Annotated in this window: 16 protein-coding genes; 4 read left to right on the top strand and 12 right to left on the bottom strand. The window is 65.7% G+C overall.

Going from position 1 to position 23,877, the window contains the following annotated elements:
- Positions 1-137: 137 nt before the first annotated feature.
- The 9 genes from AC1Q7H_RS12645 to AC1Q7H_RS12605 all read right to left on the bottom strand — a co-directional run bounded on the left by AC1Q7H_RS12645 (position 138) and on the right by AC1Q7H_RS12605 (position 15,636).
- Entirely contained in the window at positions 138-728 is a 591-nt protein-coding gene (locus AC1Q7H_RS12645; protein WP_013953044.1) for a phosphatase PAP2 family protein, read from the bottom strand.
- 746 nt (positions 729-1,474) lie between these two features.
- Positions 1,475-5,863, bottom strand: coding sequence for a cellulose biosynthesis protein BcsC (locus AC1Q7H_RS12640; RefSeq protein ID WP_492381354.1), 4,389 nt, complete (start codon positions 5,861-5,863; stop codon positions 1,475-1,477).
- A complete protein-coding gene (gene bcsZ, locus AC1Q7H_RS12635) occupies positions 5,836-7,077 on the bottom strand; it encodes a cellulose synthase complex periplasmic endoglucanase BcsZ (RefSeq protein ID WP_492381353.1) in 1,242 nt (413 codons plus the stop codon). Before bcsZ ends, AC1Q7H_RS12640 begins: the two co-directional genes overlap by 28 nt.
- A complete protein-coding gene (gene bcsB, locus AC1Q7H_RS12630) occupies positions 7,074-9,398 on the bottom strand; it encodes a cellulose biosynthesis cyclic di-GMP-binding regulatory protein BcsB (protein WP_492381352.1) in 2,325 nt (774 codons plus the stop codon). The genes bcsZ and bcsB overlap by 4 nt, the downstream gene beginning before the upstream one ends.
- 79 nt (positions 9,399-9,477) lie before the next feature.
- The gene (gene bcsA / locus AC1Q7H_RS12625; protein WP_492381374.1) at positions 9,478-11,655 is read right to left on the bottom strand and encodes a UDP-forming cellulose synthase catalytic subunit; all 2,178 of its coding nucleotides are present in this window, start codon (positions 11,653-11,655) and stop codon (positions 9,478-9,480) included.
- Positions 11,656-11,669: 14 nt separating this feature from the next.
- The gene (gene bcsQ, locus AC1Q7H_RS12620; RefSeq protein WP_211981421.1) at positions 11,670-12,443 is read right to left on the bottom strand and encodes a cellulose biosynthesis protein BcsQ; all 774 of its coding nucleotides are present in this window, start codon (positions 12,441-12,443) and stop codon (positions 11,670-11,672) included.
- Positions 12,440-13,051 (bottom strand): cellulose biosynthesis protein BcsP, encoded by a 612-nt coding sequence (gene bcsP, locus AC1Q7H_RS12615; RefSeq protein WP_492381351.1) that lies wholly within the window; start codon positions 13,049-13,051, stop codon positions 12,440-12,442. Before bcsP ends, bcsQ begins: the two co-directional genes overlap by 4 nt.
- Positions 13,052-13,119: 68 nt before the next feature.
- The gene (gene bcsD, locus AC1Q7H_RS12610) at positions 13,120-13,575 is read right to left on the bottom strand and encodes a cellulose biosynthesis protein BcsD (protein WP_013953037.1); all 456 of its coding nucleotides are present in this window, start codon (positions 13,573-13,575) and stop codon (positions 13,120-13,122) included.
- A gap of 618 nt (positions 13,576-14,193) precedes the next feature.
- Entirely contained in the window at positions 14,194-15,636 is a 1,443-nt protein-coding gene (locus AC1Q7H_RS12605; RefSeq protein WP_211981417.1) for a sialidase family protein, read from the bottom strand.
- A gap of 396 nt (positions 15,637-16,032) precedes the next feature.
- On the opposite strand from AC1Q7H_RS12605, the gene AC1Q7H_RS12600 reads away from it, so the two are divergent.
- The 3 genes from AC1Q7H_RS12600 (at position 16,033) to AC1Q7H_RS12590 (ending at position 19,423) form a co-directional block, all read left to right on the top strand.
- Entirely contained in the window at positions 16,033-16,347 is a 315-nt protein-coding gene (locus tag AC1Q7H_RS12600; protein WP_080569592.1) for a high-potential iron-sulfur protein, read from the top strand.
- A gap of 730 nt (positions 16,348-17,077) precedes the next feature.
- Positions 17,078-18,325, top strand: a complete 1,248-nt coding sequence (locus tag AC1Q7H_RS12595) for a CaiB/BaiF CoA transferase family protein (protein WP_013953035.1) — start codon at positions 17,078-17,080, stop codon at positions 18,323-18,325.
- 120 nt (positions 18,326-18,445) lie between these two features.
- Complete coding sequence (locus AC1Q7H_RS12590) at positions 18,446-19,423, top strand: Bug family tripartite tricarboxylate transporter substrate binding protein (RefSeq protein WP_153954077.1); 978 nt, start codon at positions 18,446-18,448, stop codon at positions 19,421-19,423.
- A gap of 217 nt (positions 19,424-19,640) precedes the next feature.
- Here AC1Q7H_RS12590 and AC1Q7H_RS12585 read toward each other — a convergent pair whose 3' ends face one another.
- From AC1Q7H_RS12585 to AC1Q7H_RS12575, 3 genes are all read right to left on the bottom strand, one after another.
- The gene (locus AC1Q7H_RS12585; RefSeq protein WP_114130878.1) at positions 19,641-20,051 is read right to left on the bottom strand and encodes a carboxymuconolactone decarboxylase family protein; all 411 of its coding nucleotides are present in this window, start codon (positions 20,049-20,051) and stop codon (positions 19,641-19,643) included.
- A gap of 5 nt (positions 20,052-20,056) precedes the next feature.
- On the bottom strand, positions 20,057-21,055 hold the full coding sequence (locus tag AC1Q7H_RS12580) for a Bug family tripartite tricarboxylate transporter substrate binding protein (protein WP_153953997.1): 999 nt from the start codon (positions 21,053-21,055) through the stop codon (positions 20,057-20,059).
- 211 nt (positions 21,056-21,266) lie between these two features.
- Positions 21,267-22,325: a beta-keto acid cleavage family enzyme gene (locus AC1Q7H_RS12575; RefSeq protein ID WP_013953031.1), complete on the bottom strand. Its 1,059-nt coding sequence runs from the start codon at positions 22,323-22,325 to the stop codon at positions 21,267-21,269.
- Positions 22,326-22,525: 200 nt separating this feature from the next.
- On the opposite strand from AC1Q7H_RS12575, the gene AC1Q7H_RS12570 reads away from it, so the two are divergent.
- Positions 22,526-23,548 carry an AraC family transcriptional regulator gene (locus AC1Q7H_RS12570; protein WP_153953998.1) on the top strand — a complete coding sequence of 341 codons (1,023 nt, stop codon included), beginning with the start codon at positions 22,526-22,528 and terminating at the stop codon, positions 23,546-23,548.
- The last annotated feature ends 329 nt before the right edge of the window (positions 23,549-23,877 follow it).

Raw genomic sequence — 23,877 nt, 5'->3', positions numbered from 1 at the left:
GATTGACCCTGAGCGAAGCGCATTCCTAGTTTATTGTGCGCTGCAACTTGATTCTACCTACTCGTCAGCTGGGCCGAACCCCCCTGAGTAAGGGACTGCAAGCGAGGGTCCGACCTCGAGTCCCTCCCCACTTGACGTTAGCGTGCGGCCGAAACTGCGGAGAATGCACGTGCGCACAGACCTCGTGAATGTGCCTCGATCATGGTCTGGAAGGGCGCGTGGTTTCCATACGCCGCGGTGGTGACGAGGATGAGCGCAGCAGCGGCGCCAACCGGTCGAAACGGTCTGAATTCGGAACGCGTGAGAGCGCGAACAAAGAGCGCCCCGATTGCAGCGCCCAAAAGCCAGCCCGCGATGACTTCGGGAACCGTGTGCGCGTGATCGAAGACCCTGGCGACAGCAGTCAGCAGGCCGACAAGCAAGCCGGCGATGGCGCCGATGCCCGCGTTGCCTCCCATGCCCCGGGAAAGGAGTGCGATGGCGACGGTCCAGACAGCTGTCGACAAGGTCGTATGCCCGCTGATCATGCGAAATCCGATCGAGGAAATCTCGAACCCGCATCCGGCGTACAGGACTTTAGTGATGCCGGTGAGTGCCATGCCGGCCGACAGAAGCAGTATCCAGCGGATGGCCAGGCGGGGAGCTGATATTCCCAGCCAGACTGCGCATGAAATGGCGACTGGTAGCGTCAATGCGGCATCGCCGACATCGCTGATTGCGTTCCACATGGTCTCTTTGGGGAGAGAAGCTGCCGCAGCTTAGCGCAGCCAAAAGAAACTGCATTCAAGGTAATCGGGGGGGCAAGCTGATACAGCACGACGGCATATGCCGCGATGAAGCGCAGGAGGTCAAGGCAGATCGGGGCCGGAGTCGCCGGGCGGCCTCTTCATTTCGGAGCCTTTGGCTGCTGGAGTGTTGAACTGCCCGTGGACGGGTACAGAGATGGTGAACGCGGCTGGGAATTTGTCATTCCGCTTCTTTCAGACGATGTGTCTCCAAACTGGGAACGGCCTGTTGTGCCGCTATAGCGCCTCCCAATATCGGCGTTCACGCCACCCGCGGAGTAGCTTTGCATTTGGCCAGAGCCGTAGCTGGCACCACCGTACTGCGTGCCACCAGTCTGGCCGTAGCTGGCCACACCCAGACGCTGGCCGGCATTGGCGCCCCCGGCAACCAGCACGAATATCAAGAGGGATGGAAATTTCATCTGCAACCTCCGCTCGTGAATGTGTGCGCACAGGCCTTGTCTTGAGCGGCCCACGCTCGAACCGCAAGCGTTTATTGTGCGCTGCAACCTGATTCTACCGACTCGTCGGCTATGTCGATCCCTTCGAAGTAGGGGATTCCATGTGATTGCCCCGGACTCGAATGGCTCCCGACCGCGGCCATCCCGAGGCCTGAGCACCCGCCGCAGCCGTCTGTCCGGCTGCGCCTGCTTTCCGATCATTGACGCCGCGCCGGCCACGCGGCGCAATCAGAACGGCAGCGGGCCCACCGCGGATTGCGGCGGCACCGGCGGGAACGCGATCAGTCCGGTCTGGCGCTGCAGCGCATAACGTACGTAGACGCCGGCATACCATTGGCGATAGTCTCGTGCGTTGTCGATGCCCACCAGGCCGCCCACATAGAGTTGCTGCGCCGCCTGGTATTCGATCGAGCCGACCAGGTTGTAGGCCAGGCCGGTCTTGGACTGGCCCGGGTAGACTGCGCTGGTCGCGTTGGTCAGGCCCTTGCTGTTGGCGGTGGCCACCGCGGCATTGGCCGCCGACTGGGCCGCCGCGTCAGTCGGGAAGTAGTTGGAGTCATCCTCGCTGAACGCCTGCACCCCGAGCGCGCCGCGCACGTTGTAGGCCAGCCGCCCGGTGCGGCCCGACAGCGAGAGCGGCACCGTGACCGCGAAGTAGGTCTGCGGGCTGAAGTACCCGCCCTGGCCGAAGGTGAAGTAGCGCAAGTTCTCCGCATACCCCATCGAGGTAAAGTTCACACCGCTCATCAGGCGCTGGTCTGGGGTGTCGATCACGCGCAGGTAGAAGCCGCCGCCGCCTTCCCAGCGCGTGTTGCGCTTGACGTCGTGGCCGGTCAGCAGGCCATAGCCGCCGTAGCCGTAGATGCCGAAGAGTCCGTCGTCCCAGCCGACGTCCGCGCGCGCGCTGCTGTTCATCACGCCGCCCCATTGCTGGCCCGTGCGCTCGTCGCGCACGCCTGCGTAGGACAACAGGCTGTCTGTCACTGGCCGGCGCGAAGCACCGAGCGACAGCGTGGTGCGCTGGGTCAGCGGCAGGTTCAGGCGCGCACCGGCGTTGACGTCGGTGTAGCGAAAGCCCAGCGGCGTGCTGCCCAGGTCGGCATTGAAACGGTCGGATTCGTAGGCTACGCCGAGCGCCACCCCAAAGGCGTTCTGCGTGCCCGCCGAAGCGGATTTCAGCGGGCTGCCGTTCAGGTTGACCGCCGCGCCGTTCACGCCATAAGCCAGCGGACCGCCGCCAAAGCGCGAGGCGTTGTTGAAGTCGCCGCCGACCGAACCGGCATCCAGCGCCACCGGCGTCACGCGTGCCACCAGCTTGCCGTTGCCCGCCGCCATCTTGGCCTCCGCCGTGACCTGCAACTCGGTGAGCTGGCTCATGCCGGAATCGCCGTTGCGCCCGCGCAGCATGGGGCCGCCCGCGAGCGTGGCGGTACGCTGGGACTCGATTTCCTGAAGTTCCTGCTGGGCTGTCCTGGGACCGGTCGGGTTGGCCTGCGAATCGGTGTCGGCCAACCACGGCGCGCGCGACTGGGCGCCGAGCGGCTGGCGGGCCGGCACGGCGGATGCGGCGCCGTAGCCGTCGGCTGCGGCCACTGTCTGGGCAGCGGGGTATTGCGGTGCCGGGTATGGTGGCGCCTGGTACGGCGCCGCATTCGGAAACGGCGCCGGATACTGCCCGGCCGGCTGCTGCGCCTGCGCAGCAGGATAGGCAGGCGCAGCCGCCACGACCTTCGTGCTCTTGCCGCGCGTGGCACTGCTGGCGGCCGGCGCGCGCGGCGATGCGCTGGCCGGCTGCGGGTAGTAGGCCTGCGGCTGGATGGCCAATGCGCCCGCGGCCGGCGCCGTGCCGAGGGGCGCGGGGATATACGGCTGGCCGTAGGCCTGCGCGCTGGTATGCATCATCACCGGCGGGGGCAGGGCTGCTGCTGCGGTCGGCGCCGGCACGGCCACGTAGGGTGCCGGCGAGCCCGGGGGCGGCAGTTGCGAACTGCCGCGTTGGCCCGGCAGGCCGACAAAGGGGTTGGCAGGGACGCGGTCGAAGCCAGAGGCGTCAGGGCGGGCGCCGGGCGCGGCCCCGGCGGCGCTCTCTGCCGCCACCGCGGCGCGGAAATAGTCGGCCGCGCGCGACGTCTTGCCCTGCGCGCGGTAGAGGCGGCCGGCGGCGGTCAGCACTTTGGGCGACTTAGGCGCCTGCGCCAGCGCCATCTGCAAGGTGCCTTCGGCCCAGCTGAACTCCTTGGCGGCGGCGGCGGTACCGATTGCGGCCAGCATCAGGTCCAGGTTGCGCGGGTCTTTCTCCAGCACGCTTTCATACAGCGCGAGCGCCTTCTTGTTCTCGCCGGCCTGCGCGTACATGCGCGCCAGGCTCGCGCGCACGGCGCCGTTGCCGGGGCGCTCGGACAGCGCCGGGGCCAGCGTGTCGTAGGCCGCGACCAGGTCGCCGGCTTCGGTCAGCGCATCGGCCTGGCGCACGATATAGGCCACGCGCACATCGTCGTAGTCGCGCCGCTGGGGCTGGCTCATGCTGGCGCCCGCCAGCTGGCGCAGCACGCCGGCCAGCTCTACGTCCTGCCTGGTCTTGAGCAGGATGGCGGCGTACTGCAGCTGCATGCCGACGTCCGCGCGCGGCGTGCGGCTCATCACGCTGCGCATCAGCGACAGCGCGCGCACCTCGTCGCCGGCATCGGCGTAGGCCAGTGCCAGCGCGCCAAGCTGGTCGGCATCCTGCTGGGCATAGCGCTCAGCCTCCTGCAGCACGGCCAGCGCGGCGCGCTGCTGGCCGGCCGCGGCCAACTCGCCGGCGCGCGCGGCCTCGGCGTGCACCCACAGGCGACGCTGCAGCGTGCCCATGTCGCGCGTGCGGTTCTGCGGCGGGATCCGTTCGAGCGCATCGAGCCCGCCTTGCCAGTCGCCGGTCTCGGCCGACAGCAGGGCGCTGGCGTAGAGTGCGTCCGGCATGTCGGGGTTGGACAGCAGCAGGCCGTCCATGATGCCGCGCGCCTGCTCCTTCTGGCCCACCGAGGCAAAGGCGCGCGCCGCGTCCAGGCGTACCCACGGGTTGGTGGGATCGGCTGCCATGGCGTCTTCGAGCGCGCGGCGCGCGCCGGCGGTGTCGCCACGCTTCAGGGCGGCACGCGCCTGGGCACGCGCTTCGTCGGCGCGCAGCTTGCCGAGCGAGCCGACCTTCTCCTGCTGGGCCGGCGTGAGGTTCTGCACCATGGCCAGCGCTTCTGCGCTCTTGTTCTGCGCCGACAGCACGCCCACCAGCCCGCGCGTGGCGTCGGGATTGTCCGGATGCTGTTTGAGCACGCGGCGGTAGACGGCCTCGGCCTGCGCGTACTGGCCTTCCTCGGCCATCAGGTCGGCCAGGGCGACCTGAGCGGAGGGCTCGCGCGCGTCCAGCTTGATGGCACGTTCGAGCAGGCGGCGCGCTTCGGCGCGGTTGCCGGTGTTGCGCGCTGCGCTGGCCTGCTCGGAGAGCAACCAGTAGGTGGCGCTGTTCTGCGCTGCACGGTAGCGGCCGCCCGCGCCGCGCCTGGTGGCCTGCTCGAAATAGTCCACCGCCTCGGCGAACTTCTCCTGCTTGAGCCGCAGCACGCCCATGCCGCCGAGCGCGTCGGCATCGTCGGCGTGTTGCGCCAGGGCGCTCTGGAAGCGCTCGCCGGCGCGTTCGAGATTGCCCGCGTCGAGGGCGTCGAAGCCCTGCTGCACAAGCTGGCGCACCGGGCTCACGCTGGCGCCGGCCAAGCGCGCGCCTTCCTGCTGTGGCTGCGGCTGGATCCTGACCGCGTCGAGCTTCGCGCGGATGGTGGCATCGTCGGGATGGCTGGCCAGCCACGCCTGGTACAGCGGCGCATCGGCCGGGCGCCCGCCCAACCAGGTCAACGCGCGGCGCCAGCTCTCGCGCGCCTGACCCGCCACGTCGGGGCTCTTGCTGAGCGCTTCGAGCCCGCGGATGCCTTCGCGCCGGGTGGATTCGCGGTAGGTCAGGTGCTGGGCCAGGGCGAGCTGGGCGCGGTGGTCGGACGGATTGGCGCGCGCGAGCTGCTCCAGGCCCTTGCGGGCCTCTTCCCAGCCTTGCGCGGTGCCGCCCAGGGTCTGGTAATACTCGAGCGCGAGGTTGCCCTGCGGCGCGGCGCCGCCGGCGGCCTGCTGGTAGCGCTTGACCGCTTCCTCGCTCTGGCCGCTGCGTGCGAGCTGGCGCGCCTGCTCGAGCTGCTGGCCTGTGCCGCCGCTGGTGATGAGCTGCGTCAGACGCGCCACCTGAGACGAGCCGGGCTGGGCTTTCTGGAGCCGCTCGAGGTAGGAGCGCGCCGCATCGGCACGGCCCGACTCGGCCTCGGCCACGCCCATTCCGTACAGCGCCTCGGGCTGGTTGGGATTGAGGCGCAGGATTTTCTGCCACGCTTCGGCGGCGCGGTCGCTGCGGCCGCGTTGCTGCCAGTACTTGCCCTGGTCCACCAGCAGTTTGACCGGGTCCTCCTGGGCGGCGGCGGCTGCGGTGAATGCGGTCAGCAGGCTCAGCACGAGCGTTTTCGCGCGCAGTTGCCTGGCGCGTGGCGCCCGCAGGGAAATGGTCGCGCGTCCGTTCATGGCCGGGCGCTTGCGGTTCGGCATTCTTTCTCCCACTCCAGCTCGAGTTGCCCCGAAGGGGCGAACCGGTAGCGGCCTTCGGCAAAGCCGAGGCCGAATAGTCCCAATACGGTGTCGTAATACGTGGCGGCGGGCTTGCCAGCGGCTGCCGCGCCGAGCATGGCCTCGGCGCGCGCGCGCTGCGCCGCGGCGGCCGGCGATCCGGCCGCCTGCAGGAAGGGCACCAGCGCGGCGGAAAAGCCGGCCGGGCCTTCGCCCTCGAGCGCGCCGCTGCCGGCGTGCATGCGCTCGGGCGGGGCGGCGCGCCCCACCATGCGCTGCGCCTGCGGCGCCATCACCTTCATCAGCACACGCCCGGCGGCATCGCCACGCGGCGTCATGCCGGCCCACAGGTAGACCCGGATCGCGTCATAGCTGCTCACGTCGCCGTTGACGGGGTCGGTAAGGAAACCCATGCCGCCCTGGTCGGTGCGGTATGCCGACCAGTCGGGCACGATGCCCTGTCTCGCCACTGCCTCGACCAGGCGCCCGGCCTGCGTGGCAAGCGTGCCCCACGGCCCGGACGGATCGCCGCCGGCCAACCGGCGCAGCAACGGCACCGGCAGGTAGCTGGCGTTGAGGCGCCACTGGCGCGCGCCGTCTTCCTTGCCTTCGGCAAAGCCCTGCGGCCCCGGCAGCAACATGGCACCGAAGCCCGGCAGCGACACCACTTCCTCGCGCGCCACCAGCTTCAGCAGTGCGCGCGCCTGCCCGGCATAGCGCGGCTGGCGCCACACGCGGGCCGCCTCGAACAGCGCGAAGGCAAACCACAGATCGGCGTCCGAGGCGGAGTTGGCGTCGATCACGCCCCACGAACCGTCGGTGCGATGGCCCCATTGCCAGGCCGGCAGCTTGTCCTGCAGGCTGCCCGCGCCGAGGTTGGCGATGCTCCATTGCCAGAGGCGGTCGAACGTGGCGCGGTCATTGGCGATCAGCGCGAACACCATGCCGTAGGACTGGCCCTCGGAGGTGCTGTGCTGCTCGCGCGTGGACGGGTCCAGCACGCGGCCGTCGGCCTGCACGAAGGACGACAGGAAGTGCTGGTACAGCGGCCAGGGGCAGGAGGAGGGCGCAGCGGCGCCCGCCAGCGTCGGCCAGCCTCCCAGCGCCGGCAGGGCGGCCAGCGGTGCGAGCCGGGCCATCGCGCCAAGCCCCGGCAGGCGCGCCAGCCAGCGGCGGCGCGGCTGGTTGACGTTCACGTGGGTTCTCCCCGCTTGCGCCGGTTGGCACGCGCGCGCAACGAGACGAACAGCAAGGCCGCCAGCAACAGCGCGGCGCCGCCGATCATCGGCACCATGGTCAGCGACCGCCGCGACAGCCACCACTGCGCATAGGTCCACGGCGGCAGCTTGCCCACATGGTAGTTCTGCTGCGCCGCCAGGCTCTCGACCTCCTTGCCGTGCACCAGCGCCAGGCTGCCCTGCACGCGCTTCACCTGCTCGGGATCAAGCAGCACCTCGGTCATCGCCAGCAGGCCCTGGGGCGCATTGCTGGCCAGCGCCACCACGCTGCGCCCGGACGCCAGCGGCGACTCGAAGCCGCTGAGCACGGCGTCCGTGCTGACGCTGGTGAGCGACAGGCGCATCTCCACGGGATGGTTGCGCGTACCGTCGGCGCCGTTCCACCAGCCCATCACGGTGGAGACGATGTCGGTCAGCGCAAAGTGTTTTTCATTGCCCGCCAGCGAGACCGGCATGCGCGCGGCCCACTGGGTGAAGAGCGGCTGGTTCTGCGTGGTGCCGATCACCAGCAGGTCGCGCGCGGCCATCTTCCCGACCTGGGCCGCGCCGGCCACCGCCACGCCGGTGGCGGGGTGGCCGGTGGATTCGCCCATGCGGCCCATCAGCGTGAGATAGGCGGAGTAGTCCTCGGCGCCGGGCTTGTCCGGAAGGATCACCGCGGTCTCGGCGAGGTCGGCCAGGCGCGTGAAGGGGAAGCCGCTGTTGCCGAACACCGCCAGGTCCGGCAGCGCGATAAAGTGCGGCAGGCCGGAGACGTCGATGGTGGAGTCGGGATCGATGGCGCCCTTGACGTTGTCGATCAGCACGTCCTTGCAGGCGCCTTGCTTGAGATAGTCGTAGTAGAAATGGAACTGCAGCTGCGACTGCGCGGGCAGCATGAACAGTGGCAGCTCGATACGCTCATCCACCGGCACCGAGCCGTCCGGCAACACCTTGGCCAGCAGCTGGCTGGCGCGGCCGTCCGGGTTCTTGACCGGGCGCAGGGCGTAGGCGCGCAGGAACTGCTGGTTGACGTTGATGTTGAGCGTGGACTTGTCCAGCGCCGGGCGCGGTGTGTAGCGGTACTTCAGTTCGATCGGGATGCCCTTGCTGCGCCAGCCGAATAGGTCCGGCGGCAGGCGGAAGTTCACGCGCACCAGGTCGGGGCTGTAGCCCGAGACGTTGAGGTCGCGCACCTCGACGAGTTCACCGAAACGAACCGGGCGGTCGCTGCGGATCCAGTTGGGCGCGTCATAGGGCACGCGCGGCGCGCCCTCGTCGAGCTTGCTGATGGTGGCGCTCTGGCCGGAGAGTGCGCGTGCGCCCAGCGTAAGTGCGCGCGCGGCGGTCTTGAGCTCGGCGCTGTCGCGGCCCATCACCAGCAGCAACTTGGCGTTGGCATCGCCGGGATTGGGCACCACCGCGAGCGCCGGGCCGTTGACGGCCGGCACCGCCACGCCGGCCGGCTTTTCGTCGTTGGTGACAAACACCACTGCGTTGCCGCTGGCGGGCACCTGGTTGAGGGAGGCGGCAAACGACGCCCCGCGATAGCCGGCCAGCGCGCCGAACCACGACGACACCGCGCCGGCGGCTTCCAGCGTGGCGGCCGAGGGCTGGCCCGCGAACACGAAGGGCAGCCTGAGGCGGCCCACGTCGCGGCGGTCGAAGAACGGCAGCGGCAGCAGCGAGAGCTCATTGGCCAGCGCCACTGGCGCGAGCGTCAGCTCCAGCACGCTGCTGTTGCCCACGGTGGTCCACAGGCTGGAGTGGAAGGGGTCCTCGCACTCCGTGGTGTAGTGGCCGATCAGCTGCAGGTTGAGCCGGTTGAACTCGGTGATCAGGCGCGGCGAGATGGTGAGGTCGCGCTCCAGGCTGGTGCCCGCGGTTTCCCTGGGCACCGGCACGGTGGCAGCGACCTCGCCATTGACCATGACGTTGATGTGCGAGAGCGACGGGATCAGCGCGGGCGAGTACGTATAGCGCAGCTTGAGCCTGGCCGCGGTCACCACTTCGTCGGCCCGGATCGAGAATGGCACGCCGTTGATGGCGTCCACCCCGCGCAACTGGAACGGGGCGTCGGCGCCGAGTTGCTTGAGCGGGATTTGCACGGTGCGGCTGCCGCTGCGCGGCGCGGCGGGTGCGGCCGAGGGACCGGCAGCCTGCGCGGCAACCGTGTCGCGCAAGATATCGGGCTGGGCGGGGCGCTGTGCGCCGACGGGGTGCACCGCCAGCATGGCGAGCGCGAACAGGGTGCCCATGCGGGTGAGTGCGGGCAGGCGTGGTGTCTGGTTCAAACGCATTCTCTTCTTGTGCCAGTGGTCCGTTGCATGTGGTGCGCCGCAGCCGGACGGGACGCGGCGCGTGAACGGCTCTGGCTGGTCAATTGGCGGAAGCGCCGGGCTCGGGCCGGCGCAGCAGCCGGCGCATCTCGCGGCTCAGGTGGAACATCACGTTATGGAAGCCGAGCAGGCCGATGCGCAGGATCTGGCCGGCCGCCATGCCGGGCGCGTCCGGGCGCTTGCGGCCCCACGAATCGATCCAGGCGTCGGCGCGGGCGAAGGTGCACTGGATGAAGGCCATCTCCTCGCGCGGGCTCATCTCCCCCAGCACCAGCCCGGTGTGCGACTCGCCCTGGAACACCACCCTGGCGGGGAACATGTGCTCGTCGTGTTGCAGGTACAGCGAGATCCGCACTGGCTCGCCCACCTGGGCCTCGACGCCATGCGGCAGCCGGATGCCGATGCCGCCTTCGGCAAAGTCGATGGTTTCGCATACCACGGCGCGGCCGTCGCCGAAGTGCAGCGTGGCCGGCAGCTTCATCGCCACGCGGTGCGCCTCGCGGATCTGGCGCGTCTCGCTGGCCGCGGCAATGGACGCGCCCAGGATGATGAGGTTGTAGAAGGTCCAGGCCAGGTTGAGCACCACCGTGGTGGCCTCCTGGTGCCACACGAACAGCCGCAGCAGGCCCACCACTACGCCCAGCAGGTTGAACAGCAGCAGCACCAGGTAGGGGCGCGAGATGACCCAGTCGAAGTACGCTTCCTCGATCACGCCGCCCTTGGGCGTCACGTTGAACTTGCCGGCCGCCGGGTTGACGAAGGCCACCAGCACCGGGCGCATGATGTACCACGCCAGCACCGATTCGTAGACCTCGTTCCAGAAGGAATGGCGGAACTTGCCCTGGATGCGCGAGTTGGTCATGTTCGCGTGCAGCATGTGCGGCAGCGCGAAGATGGCGATGGTCAGCGCCGAGGCCTGGATCACGTGCGCGCCGAACAGCAGGTAGGCCAGCGGCGCGGTCAGGAACACCAGCCGCGGCAGCCCGTAGAAGAAGTGCAGCATGGCGTTGAGGTAGCACAGCCGCTGCGGCAGCGACAGGCCCGGGCCTAGCAAAGGGTTGTCCACCCGGCAGATCTGCGCCATGCCGCGCGCCCAGCGGATGCGCTGGCCGACGTGGCCGGACAGGCTTTCGGTGGCCAGCCCGGCCGCCTGCGGAATCGCCAGGTAGGCCGTGCCGTAGCCCTTGCGGTGCAGCTTGAGCGCGGTGTGGGCGTCCTCGGTCACGGTCTCCACCGCAATGCCGCCCACTTCGAGCAGCGGCGCGCGGCGGATGATGGCGCACGAGCCGCAGAAGAAGGTGGCGTCCCACAGGTCGTTGCCGTCCTGCACCAGGCCGTAGAACAGCTCGCCCTCGTTGGGCACCTCCTGGAAAGTGCGCAGGTTTTTCTCGAACGGATCGGGCGAGAAGAAATAGTGCGGTGTCTGCAGCATGGCCAGCTTGCGGTCCTTGATGAACCAGCCCATGCAGATCTGCAGGAAGGAGCGCGTGGGAATGTGGTCGCAGTCGAAGATCGCCACGTACTCGCCGTGGGTGTTCTTGAGCGCCTCGTTGATGTTGCCGGCCTTGGCGTGGCGGTTGTGGGTGCGCGTCACGTGGGTGACGCCCACCTTCTCGCAGAACGCGCGGAACTCCTCGCGGCGGCCATCGTCTAGCACGTAGATGTTGATCTTGTCGCGCGGCCAGTCCATCGACATGGCGGCGAACACCGTGGGCTTCACCACCGACAGCGGCTCGTTGTAGGTGGGGATGAAGATGTCGACGGTGGGCCAGGTGGCGCTGTCCGCGGGCATCGGCACCGGACGGCGCTTCAGCGGCCAGGCCGTCTGGAAGTAGCCGAGCAGGAGGACCACGAAGGCATACAGCTCGGCCAGCACCAGGCCGATGCCGAACGCCGCGTCGACCCAATTGCCCAGGCTTATCGTCTCCGTCAGCCGCCAGTACATATAGCGGCTGGACACCGCGACCGACAGCACCACCATCATCAGGGTGGCGAGATGGCCCTCGACCCGGTTCAGCCACATGGCGAGCACGATGCAGGCCGTGACAAAGCCGACTTGCTGCCAGAATTCCAGCGGCACCGTGACCACCAGGGCAAACATGAACAGCGCCAGCACCAGCGCCAGGGTGCGTACCGGCCTGCGGTTCCACAGCGGCAGTTCCACGAAGCCATTGCCGAACCGCTGCAAGGCCGCCGACAACGCGTTGGGGGAGCGCATCGACTGGTCTGGCTTCACGCGGCTTCTCCATGGGCCGCCATGACGCGGCGCAGCCACGCGGCGCAGCGCTGCAGGTCGTGCGTGGCCTGGCTATGTGGGTTGTACTCGAGCACGCTGCGGTCGTAGGCAAGCGCCTCGGCCACGGCCTGGTCCTGGTGGATCACCCCCAGCACGCGCTCGCCGAGCTGGGCGCGCAGCACTTGCACCACGTCCTTGCCAAGCTGGCGGCTCACGTCCACCTGGTTGATGACCAGCACGTGGCCTAGGTAATCGGGACGGCCTTCGCAATAGGTGCGGATCAGGTCTTCCATCAGGGGCATGGTGGCGTACGAGGCGGCGTCCGGCAGCGAGACCATCACGCAAAGCTGCGCGCACGACAGCGCCTGCCGCATGTAGGGCGAAGGGCCCGGCGGCGTATCGATGACCACCACGTCGTCGCGCCCCAGGCCCAGCGTGCCGAGCTGCGTGCGCAGCCAGCCAGGATGGGTGACGAGATGGGCCTCGAAGGCGGAGCGGTCCGCTTCGTTGAGCGCGCCGAACGGCATCAGCACCACGCGAGAGCGGCCGCGGTACATGCTCTGCTGCCAGGCCTCGCCTGCCAGCGTGGCGCGCGCGTGGCCCGACACCTCGTGCGGCGGCATGCCGAAATGCAGGCGCAGTGCATTCTGCGGGTCAAGGTCGACGGCGAGGACGTGCTCGCCGGCCATGGTCAGGGCTTCGGCGAGGTTGGCCGACAGCGTGGTCTTGCCCACACCGCCCTTGGCCGAGACGACTGCAATGATTTTCACGAGCGATTCAGCCGATCGAGGAAGGAACGGCGGGCGGGCACTCGCTCGCTGGCCGGAGCCGGCTGCGGGCGGCCTTCGAGCCGCGCGAATACGCGCGACAGTTCGGTGCCGGCAGCGACCGGCTGGGCAGGCTGGATCGGGCTTGCCCGCTCCGGCTCGGCGGGCTCGGGTGTGGGCGTCCAGATGGCGGCGGGGCAGGAGGATGCTGCAGGCTCGGTAGCAGGAGTGAGACCGGATGCGTGGCCAGATGCGGGACCTGAAGCGGGCGGCACCGCCGGGACAGCCTGGGCCAGCGTCTGCGGCGCCGGCGGCATGCCTTCGGGCGTGCGAAAGCGCGGCGCCATCGCGGGCGCCTCGACCGGGTTTGCCATCGGCTTTCCCGCGGCCGTCATGGCCGGCGACGCTACGGGCGCAACGGGTGCCGCCGCAGGCTGTCCAGCGCTATGCACCGGCGGCACGAGGCCGGCGCCGTCCACCCGCACCGCCGACAGCAGCGGCCAACGCTCGCGCGCTTGCGCCGCGGCGTCCTCGCGCACGATCTCTTTATAGGCTTCCGGCTTGCCGCCAAAGCGCTGGAACAGCTGGGACAGGTCGTCTAACTGGCTCATGGTTCTGACTCACGGAGAGGAGTGCTGTTGCTGGGGAGGCCGGCCCGGCAGGGCGGGCCCGCGTCGCCTCAACGGCCAAACCGGAATTCCAGGCACCCGGCAGCATCGATCGGCGTACTTTGGCTGACCTTCAGGGTGTCGGACGAACCCAGCATACGAAACCAGTGCTGGTAGGCCCCTTCCAGGAATGCCGGCGACCAGCTGCCGGATGACTCGCCGAGCGCTGCCTGCAGCGGCGCGCAGTAGTGGCGGATCACCAGCGCGCCGCCAGCATCCTCGATGCTGGCCCATCCCCAGTCCACGTCCAGCCAGATCTGCGCAAGCGCCCGCTCGAGTTCGGCCAGCGTGGCGCAGTTGCCCGGATCAAACCGCTGGGCAAACCGCACGCCAACGCGCCACATGAAGGCGCGCAGGCTGGGCGGGTCCATCACCCCCGAGAGTTCCTCGGCCAACGCCGTCAGCACGTCACGCCATTGCGAGGAGCAGTGGCGCTCGGTCAGGTATTGCAAGATCGCTTGATTCATCCCTAAAAAAATCCTGTCCTATGAAAACCTGGCGCAGCCGCACCCGTGCTAAGGCGCGCAAGCCCAATCGGCGGCTCCGGCGTTCGCAAATCCGCATTGCGCGGGCCGCAATCGGCGAGCCTGACAGCTTCCCTCCGCGGTGGGAAGCCTCCCCCTGCTAAAGCGGGGAAACGCAATTTGCAAACATGGGGAATTCTGATTCGCCGCCGGGCCCTTATCGCTCCGATATCCGTGAGGAGTATGCGCATTGGTCCAGCGCGACTTTTGCGTCATTGACGTCGATACGATGATGGCAATCAGGAGAACGGCGTGAACCGGAGCCGCCAGCAGGCGCAAGCACAGCTTTCAGTGGATTGACGGGACATAAGACGGCAGAAGGGCGTACAAAAAATCTAAAGATGCTAAGCAGCAGTGCATCGTGAAGGGGCGCGAGCTCTTCGAAGAAATGGGGATCGGTACTTCGCGCCCCTGATTTCTGTGCAGTGGTACCAGCCTGCCTCAGATTCCGCGCACTGCCAGCAAGTTGACAGCGCCAGCTTTCTAGCCATCCTTGCAACCACGCCTCCTCCTAACCTGGCGTCGGCCAGGAGAGGCAGGGAGCGATGATGCAGGTTACTGTTACGGAGCAACCACGAACACATCTGTGCGATTCGCCGTATTGCCTGAGTTCGCCTGGACAAAGAAGGGCACAAAGGCATTTCCCATTGTCGCCAACCCTTCATAGTCGCCGACAAAGAAGCCCGATGCCGCCGGCGCCGTCTTCATATCGAAGGGACCGGCCAGATGGACTTCGCCGCCGAACGAAACGCCCCCGTTGCCCGAGGTGGTGAGCCAGTAGTCCGTAGGCAGCGTGGTGGTGTTGCCGGTGGCCAGGTTGCGGAAATCGTAGTAGGTAACAGCAACGATTCCGGCAGAATTGACTCGCACGGACGGCGTGAATGCGGGACGTCCGGTAGGCGTATTGACGCGAATCGGAGTGCTCCAGGTCTGGCCGCCGTCGCGTGATGTCGACATGGCGATCTCATCGTACAGCCCGCCATTGAAGCGCGAATCCTGCCACACCACGTAGAGTTGCCCGGTTGCCGGGTCGATGGCCGGCTCGGGAATGATGTCCCCGGTGCGCACTGCTTCGCCGGTATTGGGATCCGTCACCCCCACCGTGCGCATGTCGGCGATGACGTTAGGCTTGCTCCAGGTGGCGCCATCGTCGGTCGACATGACGAACGCGAGCTTGGAGGCGGTGATATTGAAGGGCGGCCTGATGAGGTTGAAGAAGTTGTAGAGCGTGCCGGTCTGCGAGTTGACCACGATCTGGTTTCCAATGGTCTGCTGCCGCGACGGGGTGTTCACGATCACTTTCGGCGGGCTCCAGGTCAGGCCGCCGTCGACAGTCTTGGAGAACAGCGCGGGTCCGCGGAAGGCGGCGGTGTGCAAATTGGCATACGGATTGGCATTCGGCTGCTCGAGACGGTCCCATACGGCGTAGGCAACGCCAGGGGTGACCGGATTGGCCGTCACCGATTCCTTGTCGTTGAAGAACTGCGAAGAGGGTTCGTTATCCGCAATGATGACACTTAGGTTTTGCCAACTCTTGCCGCCATCGCGCGAGACCGCGGCGCCGACCGCGTTGCTGTTGTTGGAGCGGTTGAACGAAATCGAGATCGCATAGGCGGTGCCGTCGGGCCCGATCGACACCCACGGGTCGGAGGCGCGCTCGTAACCGAGCCCGCCGGCGCAGGCACTGAACGGCAGGGCCGTCTGCGTCCAGGTCTTGCCGCCATCGAAGGAGGAACCGGCAACCAGACCACGTGCGCCGCCATCCGACCAGCGGTCCTGCTGCCACACGCCAATGAAATTGGTGGGGTTGGCGGGATTGATGGCCAGATAAGGTTCGACCTCTGCATTCAAATAATTTATGCCGGTGCCGCCGCCAACGGTGCATCCGGCAAATGGGCTGGGGCCGGAAACCAGCGTGGCCGCCTGGCTGGGGGGGCTGACCGTCAAGGCTGCGCAGAGCGCGGTTCCGGCTAGCAACGGGATAAGCTTGTTATTGCAATGCATGAGGACCTCCTCCAATTGCAGACGGCTCGCCTCAGCTTAGGCAACTTGTCTCGTTGGCAAGATGACGAATTGTTAATTCTGTATGAGACCTGGCTTTTTGACCTCCGGCTTACAAGCGGTGCTTTCCTGAACCATGTTTCGGCTGGGGCAGGGCGATGGCAAGGGATGGAGCGGATGCCACCCGCGCGGCCCGGCGTTCATGCAATGCAGTTTGCCGCCGCGGCGCTGTCCCCAGGGGGCGGCGCTGGGTTACGCCGGTCGCAGCGTCTTGTGCTGCACTTTTCGGTTCGAAGCAAAGCGGGCCTCATGGCTTGTGTTTGCCGCTCGAACGTCTAGCGTGAAAGGAAGGGAGGCGAATACAAGCTGACCAACAATGTCTTGACTGGAGGTGCTGCGATGACTACTCGACGAACATTTTTGAGGGGTATATCGGGCGTTGTTGCGGCCGCAGTGGGTGGCATCGAGTCCCCGGCAAATGCACAAGCGGGGAAGCTTGACGAGAACGATCCACAAGCCGTCTCACTAGGATACAAGCACGAAACAACGAAGGTCGATAAGGCCAAATTTCCAAGGCACGAGGCAAGCCAGAAGTGCAGCAACTGCCAATTGTTTCAAGGAAAAGCCGGCGACGCGTGGGGACCCTGTCCCATTTTCAGTAATAAGCAGGTCGCAGCAAACGGTTGGTGCAACTCTTACGTGAAGAAGGTTTGAAAAATCTAATACGCCTCTATCTCTAAGCGCGCTATCTCACATGAACGGAGACAGCAATGAAAAAGCTAGCCTTCCTCGCCGCCCTTTCGCTTACGGCTGTTGCGGCTTGGGCCCAGGGCGGCCGCTACGGCTCCCCTCCAACACCAGGGACTGACACTGGCAGGCGCGCGGAGCCGTCTGGGCAGGCTGCCAGCGGTGCCTCCGGCGAGAGCGCCAAAAAGGACAAGAGCGCAGCTCACGGCGACGTTGACCGTAATATGGGGCGTGCAGGCGGCCAAGGCGCCTCGGCAGCGGCCACGCGTAGCCACCCCGCGTCGGCCCCAAAGGGCCAGCCCTGACCTGCGGAGGAGAGGGGCGGTGCAATCAGAACCGCCTTCTTGCTCAAGAAGCACAACCTCGAGTCAAGGTCGCCGACGGAGGGTGCCTCAGCGGCCCGATTCACTGTCAAATTTTATTGAACATTTTGTCAATTTTAATCGGGATTGTATAGCGGTGTTATCCAAGCAAGAATGCTAGGCTGACCGCGATGGGGACCCGCCCACGCCCGAGGAAGCTTCCGCTTCCTTCTGTCGCCACCGTCGTCGGCGATGCACTGCAATTCGCGATTCCGGCACCGCATCCAGAGTGCTGCGCTGCGGCAGCCCTGCCGGCATCGCGTGACGCCAGCCCGACATAAGCTACGATTATTCACAGACGGCTCGTGCCTCGAAACAGCCCATGGAGACAAACAATGCAGACGCCTGACCAATCCCAAGGCATCGACTTCCCGCTTGAGGGCGTGCGCGTACTCGACCTGTCGCGTGTGTTTGCGGGACCGCTGTGTGGCCAGGTCCTGGCCGATTTCGGCGCTGAGGTGGTCAAGGTGGAACACCCCGGCCGCGGCGACGACACGCGCGACTGGGGCATGCGCATCGGCAAGACCGAGACCACCTACTACAACAGCATGAACCGCAACAAGCGGTCCATCACGCTGGATCTGCAGAGCAAGGAAGGCGTGCAGATTGTCTACGACCTGCTGCCGCAGTTCGACGTGGTCATCCACAATTTCAAGACCGGCGGGGCTGAGAAGCTTGGCCTCGGCTACGAACAGCTCAAGGCCATCAAGCCCGAGCTGATTTACTGCGCGGTTTCCGGCTACAACACCAGCGGCCCCGAGGCCAAGCGTCCCGGTTACGACCTGGTGATCCAGGGTGAGGCCGGGCTCATGGCGCTCAACGGCGAAGCCGACACGCCGCCGCTGAAGTTCGGCGTAGCCGTGGTGGACCTGATGACCGGCATGTATGCCGCGCAGGCGGTGCTGGCGGCCTTGTTCCGCCGCGAGCGCAAGGGCAAGGGCCAGCTGATCGAGATGGCGCTGTACGACTGCGGGCTGATGGTTACCGGCTATTACGGCCTGGACGCCATGCTGCTCGGGCGCGACCCCGCACGCTATGGCAATGCCCATCCGTCCATCGTGCCCTATGGCATGTTCGAGTCCGCCGATGGCCCGCTGATCATCGCCGTGGGCAACAACAGCCAGTTCGACAAGTTCTGCCGCCAGGTCATCGAGCGTCCGGACATCGTCGAGGACCCGCGCTATGCCACCAATGTGGAGCGCGCCAAAAACCGCGAGACCTTGACCCCCATGATCACGGGCCTGATCCGCGGCTTTGCGCGCGACCTGCTGCTGGAGCGCATGACGGCCTGCGGCATTCCTTGCGGTAAGGTGGCGGGACTGCATGAGGCATTGACCAGCGAGCGGACCCGCGAGGGCGGCCTGCTGCGCGAGATGCCCCATCCCGTGGCAGGCAGCACGCACGTGTTCGCGCCCCCTTACCGCCTGGATGGCCAGCGCCTGCCGATCCGCAACGCGCCCCCGACGCTGGGCGAGGGCACGCGGGCAGTTCTGCAGAACCTGCTGCAGATGAGCGATGACCAGCTGCAGGCACTGCAGGCCCGCGGCGTGCTGACGCTGCCCGAGACACCACAGCAGGCCTGAGCATTCGTGCCGCGCGGACGCACATGAACGTCCGCGCAGCCCTGCCCGGCAAGGGGGCTTGGGTTCCCTTGCACTGATTCAACTGGAACAACAATCGTGCGTACTCGAAATTTCACCCGTATGGTCCACTCCCGGCGTCGTGCCATCCTGGCCCTGGCCGCGGTGCCGCTGCTTGTCGGCAGCGCTTTCGCGCAATCCTGGCCGAACAAGCCGATCAAGCTCGTCGTGCCGTTCCCGCCGGGCGGGCCCACGGATACGGCGTCGCGTATCGTCGGCCAGAAGCTGGCCGAGCGCCTCAAGCAGCCGGTGGTGGTGGAGAACCGCGCCGGTGCATCGGGTTCCATCGCTGCCGCCCAGGTGGCCAAGAGCGCGCCCGACGGCTACACGCTGATGATGCTGGCCACGCCCACGCTGCTGGCGCCGCACCTGTACAAGAAGGCGGGCTACGACACGACCAGGGACTTCACGCCCGTCGCCACCGTCTATGACCTGCCGATCGTGGTGGTGGTCAACCCGACGCTGCTGCCCAGCGTGACGGACCTGCCCAAGCTGATCGCACAGGCCAAGGCACAGCCGGGCAAGCTCAACTACACCAGCTCCGGCGCGGGCAGCTTCGGCCACCTGAGCATGGAACTGCTCAAGCAGATGGGCGGCTTCGAGATGCAGCACGTGCCCTACAAGGGCGGCGTGCCCGCGATCAGCGACACCCTCGGTGGCCAGGTCCCGATCATGTACGCCGACCTCGTCGCCGCGCTGCCGCACATCCAGGCGGGCAAGCTGCGCGCCATCGCGGTCGGCTCGCCGCAGCGCGTGAGCATGCTGCCCGACGTCAAGACCATTGCCGAGCAAGGCTTCAAGGGCTACGACGCCGTTTCCTGGGGCGGCCTGCTGGCGCCGCCGGGAACGCCCAAAGAGGTGGTGGACCGCGTCTCGGGCGAGGTCGGCAAGATCCTGGCCGACAAGGATGTCCAGGACAAATTGCTGAAGGCCGGTGCCATTGCCAACTACCAGGCGCCGGCACAGATGGCCCAGCGCATCCAGCAGGACTATGCCAAGTGGGGCAAGGTGATCCGCGACAAAGGCATCGCGGTCGAGTAAGCGTCTGCAAGCCGGGCACGCTGCAATGGCGTGCCCGGTGCCAGTTGGCGAGGGCGGACTGCTGTGTTTATTGCAGCCTGACATGGCGCCTGCCGCCTTGACTGGTGTTGTTGCTGAAAACGAGATGAGACCCTTTCCCGGAAAACGCTGTAGACCCGAAAGCATGCCAGTCAGCACATGAGGCTGACTGGCATGCTTTGCCTTGGATGGAAGAGATTCACTTCTTGCTTTGAGAATGCGCGTCAAAGCGCGCGACTTCTTCGAGCAGCATCGGCGCACCCATGCTGTTCGCGTGCAAGCCTAGAACACTGACGCCTTGAAGGACAGCGGCGATCTCTTCCTTGGTGGCGCCGAGCTCGAGCGCCCGGCGGATATGGCGCCGCGTACCAGGACCGTACATGTGCGTGCAGGATACATCGACGGCTATGGAGATGAACTCCCAGACCTTTGGCTCTATCAGCCCCTTGGTCATAGGATGCATGGCCATGTCGAGGAATTTCTCGGTCCAGATGGGGTCTAGCTCGGTGAAGCTGTTCCACTCCGGATTCCAATAGCCGCTCGCGCGCAAGCTGTCGCTGATGGGCGTGGCTGGCAGGGTGCTTGTACCGGTGTACTTGTCGTCGTGCATGGCGGTCAGTTCAAGGAGGGCTTGTAGTTGATGGCACGTAGTGCCTGACCTGTCCGCTCGTTCTCCCGCCTGAGCGTCTTCTCCAAATCGGCCGTCGTCTGCGTGAGACTCCCTGGGTTCATTCCAAGTGCCGCAAGCTGGCTCTTCACCGAAGGGGATGAGACGGCCTTGAGTAGCTCCCTCTGCAGCCTGCTGCGGATGGCAGCCGGCACGTCTGGCGTGGACCAGACGCTGGTGCCCATGATCTGGCTGAGATTTGGATAGCCCGCTTCCGCCATTGTCGGCACATCGGGCAGGAACGGCGAACGCTCGGCCGATGTCACCGCCAGCGCCCGGACCTTGCCGGGTTTCACGAGCGCAAGCGCGGTGCCCATGCCGTCAAACATGAACTGAATCTGGCCGCCCATCAGGTCGGTGAGCGCAGGGGGCGAGCCCTTGTAGCCGACGTGCTCCATGTCCAGCCCGGCCGCCTTGTTGAACTGCATGCCTTTGATGTGAGAAATCGTACCCGAGCTGTAGGACGCGTAGGAGACCTTTCCCGGATGTGCCTTCACGTAGGCCACCATCTCGCTGAGATTGGTGACCGGCAGACGAGGGTCGGCAACCAGCACCAGCGGCACGCTGGCCACTTCAGCGACCGGTACCACATCCTTGAAGGGATCGAAGCGGAATTTGTAGCTGTACGGGTTCTCCGTCACTAGCGAGTTGGGAGACAGCACGAATGTGTAGCCATCGCGTGGCGCGCCGAGCATTGCGTCCGTGGCAATGATGCCGCCCGCGCCGGGCTTGTTTTCAACCACCACGGATTGTCTGAGGTTCTGGCGCATGCTCTCCGCAATCGTACGTGCGATCATGTCGGATGCGCCCCCCGCCGGAGCTGGAACGAGGATGCGGATGGGGCGATTGGGCCAATCCCCTTCCGCCAGTGCGCTGGAGAGGGGCAGGGCGGACAACAGTGTTGCAAGGCAGGTACGGCGTACAAGCCGGATGATGTTCGAGGTCATTTGGCCCTTTGCGTATGTGTTGTTACGGCGTCGTATGCGGTGGTTGTGCGAATGACAGGTGTGTCTGGCATGAGCAGGGGCGCTCAGACTTGCTCCTCATGACTGACGTCAGCAGGAGCGAACAAGACAAAGCAGATCGATCCAGTTGTCGCAATTCAGGCTGGAGTGCACATATCAACTGGACCGACTTCTCGTCTGTGCCGTAGTCGACTCAGGCTGCGCGGCGCAGCGGCACGTTCTTGACACCAGGCTTGCGGTTCGGGGTCATGCCGTTGGCGGCCAGGGTTTCATCGACATCGTCGTACCAGGTGCCAATACGGTAGATTTCCCGCGCTTCCTTGCCATCGGCGATCTCGCGGCCCAACTCCTTGGCGATTCGTACGAGCTGCTGCACCTGCTGCACCGAGGTGAAGCGCTTGCCATGCTGATCGATGAGGGTGTCCTCAATGCCGCAGCGCACATGCATACCCATCGCCAACGCCATCGTGTTCCACGGAAGTACGTTCTTGAACAACGACTCTGCGGTAACGGTGCAGCCATCCGGTGCACGTTGGATGAAGTCGAACAGGTTGTACGGATGCGGTCCATGGTGGCCGCCACCGATGCCGATGCAGGTCAGGTTCAGCGGGCCCTTGTAGACCCCCTTGCGCACCATGCGGTCCAGCGTTTCGAGCGCGTGCATGCCAACCAACTGAAAGTGCGGCTGGATGCCGGCATTCTGCAGGCGGCGCAAGTGTTCTTCCGCCCAGGTCGGGCCTGCCGGAACGATCATTTCACGGTAGGCATCGTACGTAGCCGGATTGGCGAGGGACGTGCCTTCGTAGAATTCCGGATAGATCAACTCCATGATATTCATCTGGATGGTGTTGAGCGCTACCGTCACCTGGTCCGGTTTCGGGTCCAGTTCGGCCAGTGCGTGTCGGGTGTCGTCCGACAGCCACTTGGCAGCCTGGCCATCGTCTTCCGGTGCAAACGAAATCGAGCCGCCGACCTGAATGATCATGTCCGGCACCGCCTTGCGCACGCCGGCGATCAGTTCGTTGAACATGGACAGGCGCTTGGAGCCCTTGCCATCCGGTTCGCGCACATGCAGGTGCAGCACGCTGGCGCCGGCCTCATAGCAATCGACTGCCTTCTGGATTTGCGCTTCCATGGTCACAGGGATGTCTTCGGGAAAATCTTCCGGCATCCACTCCGGACCGTAGGGGGCCACCGTGATCACGACCTTGTCCATGTTCTCCGGGTGCAGCGAATCATCCAGAAATTGCATTTCGTTCTCCTTAATGGGGGGTAGCTATCGGCGCCGCAATGAACTGTTGAGCTCGAACCGGGATTAGTCTAGTAATCCCGGGGCGGTCGCTTTCTCTCATTTCATGACATTCATGTCTCATTTCATGACAGAATATTCGGAATACCCGGGTTTCCCCTGAACGAACGGATCTGGGCTACTTCCCGAGTAACGGAGAAACGATGGCCACATTGATTCGCACTGGCGTGCTCAGGAACTACTTCAAGGTTGCGCAGCAATTGGGCCTGGAACCGCAGCCGTTGCTACGGAAATTGAGGTTGAGCAGAGAGATGCTTGCGGACCCGGACCACTGGATTTCCGGGAGTGGTGCCGTTACCTTGCTTGAAGAGTCTGCGCGGATCACACAATGTCCGACATTCGGGCTGCGTATGGCCGACCTGTGGCAACTGTCTGACCTCGGTGTCGTCAGCGTTTTGCTCACGCATCAAAGGACCCTGCGCGACGCTGTCGGAACGTTGATTCAGTTTCGGCACCTGATGAATGAGTTCCTGGTCATCCGGATCGAGGAGGTCGGCAAGAAGGTTTTCGTCCGGGAGGACGTCGTCGCGGATGACGCCGGCCCATCCATACAGTCAGTTGAGCTGGCACTGGGCACACTGTCACGCATGTGTAGCACGCTTCTGGGCACCTCCTGGCACCCTCTTAGCGTCAATTTCACCCATGACGCCCCACCTGATCTGCGGCTGCACCGCCGCATCTTCGGGGGGAAGCTGGAGTTCGCAAGCTCGTTCAACGGTCTGGTTTGCCGAGCTGCCGACCTGGAGATTCCCAACCCCATTGCCGACCCCGTCATGGCACGCCATGCCCAACGCTTGCTTGAAGGGTTGCCGGGGGCTAACGAGCCGTCAGTTGTGCTCAAGGTGCGCAAGGCGATCTATCTGATGCTTCCGATAGGGCGCGCTACCATCGAGCAAGTTGCTCAAGGCGTGGGAATGAACGTGCGCACGCTGCAGCGCCAGCTCGAAAGCACCGGAGCGGTCTTCTCCGACATGGTCAATAGCGTACGGCGCGATCTTGTCATCCACTATATGGACAACGGAAGCCTCTCGCTGGGCCGCATTGCCGAGTCGCTCGGATACTCCTCTTATGGCTCGTTTGTCCGTTGGTTCACGGCGCAGTTCGGGATGACGCCGACGCGGTGGCGCAACACTAAACCAGCAGACAGGGGAAGGTGCGACAAATAGCCGTTGTTGGAGACAGCGTGCCAAAGCGGGGGCAACGACGAAGTTAGCCGCGGTCTCCGGAGGAGAACCCCGCCGCCTGCCGCTTAATCAGCCCCCGATTTGGGCGGTCTCCTTCGAGGTAGCCGCCACTGACCGGTCGATTCGTCGCCGATCTGGGTCAAGTGAGGGCAGGGTGCCGACCGGCGCTTCCCGACCCTTTATAGATAGTCCGTCCCGCTTTCATCGATACCTTGGGACTGGCAGCGAAGCTGCCAGTGAAGGCGGGACAAGCACCTGTGGGCTACGAATATCCCGACCCAAACGCCAGGACGATTGCTCAGTTAGCTCCG

This window comes from Cupriavidus sp. GW823-FHT06D04, from assembly GCF_058795055.1.
The sequence above is the reverse complement of the archived record's forward strand: the minus strand, read 5'-3'. Positions and strand labels throughout refer to the sequence as shown.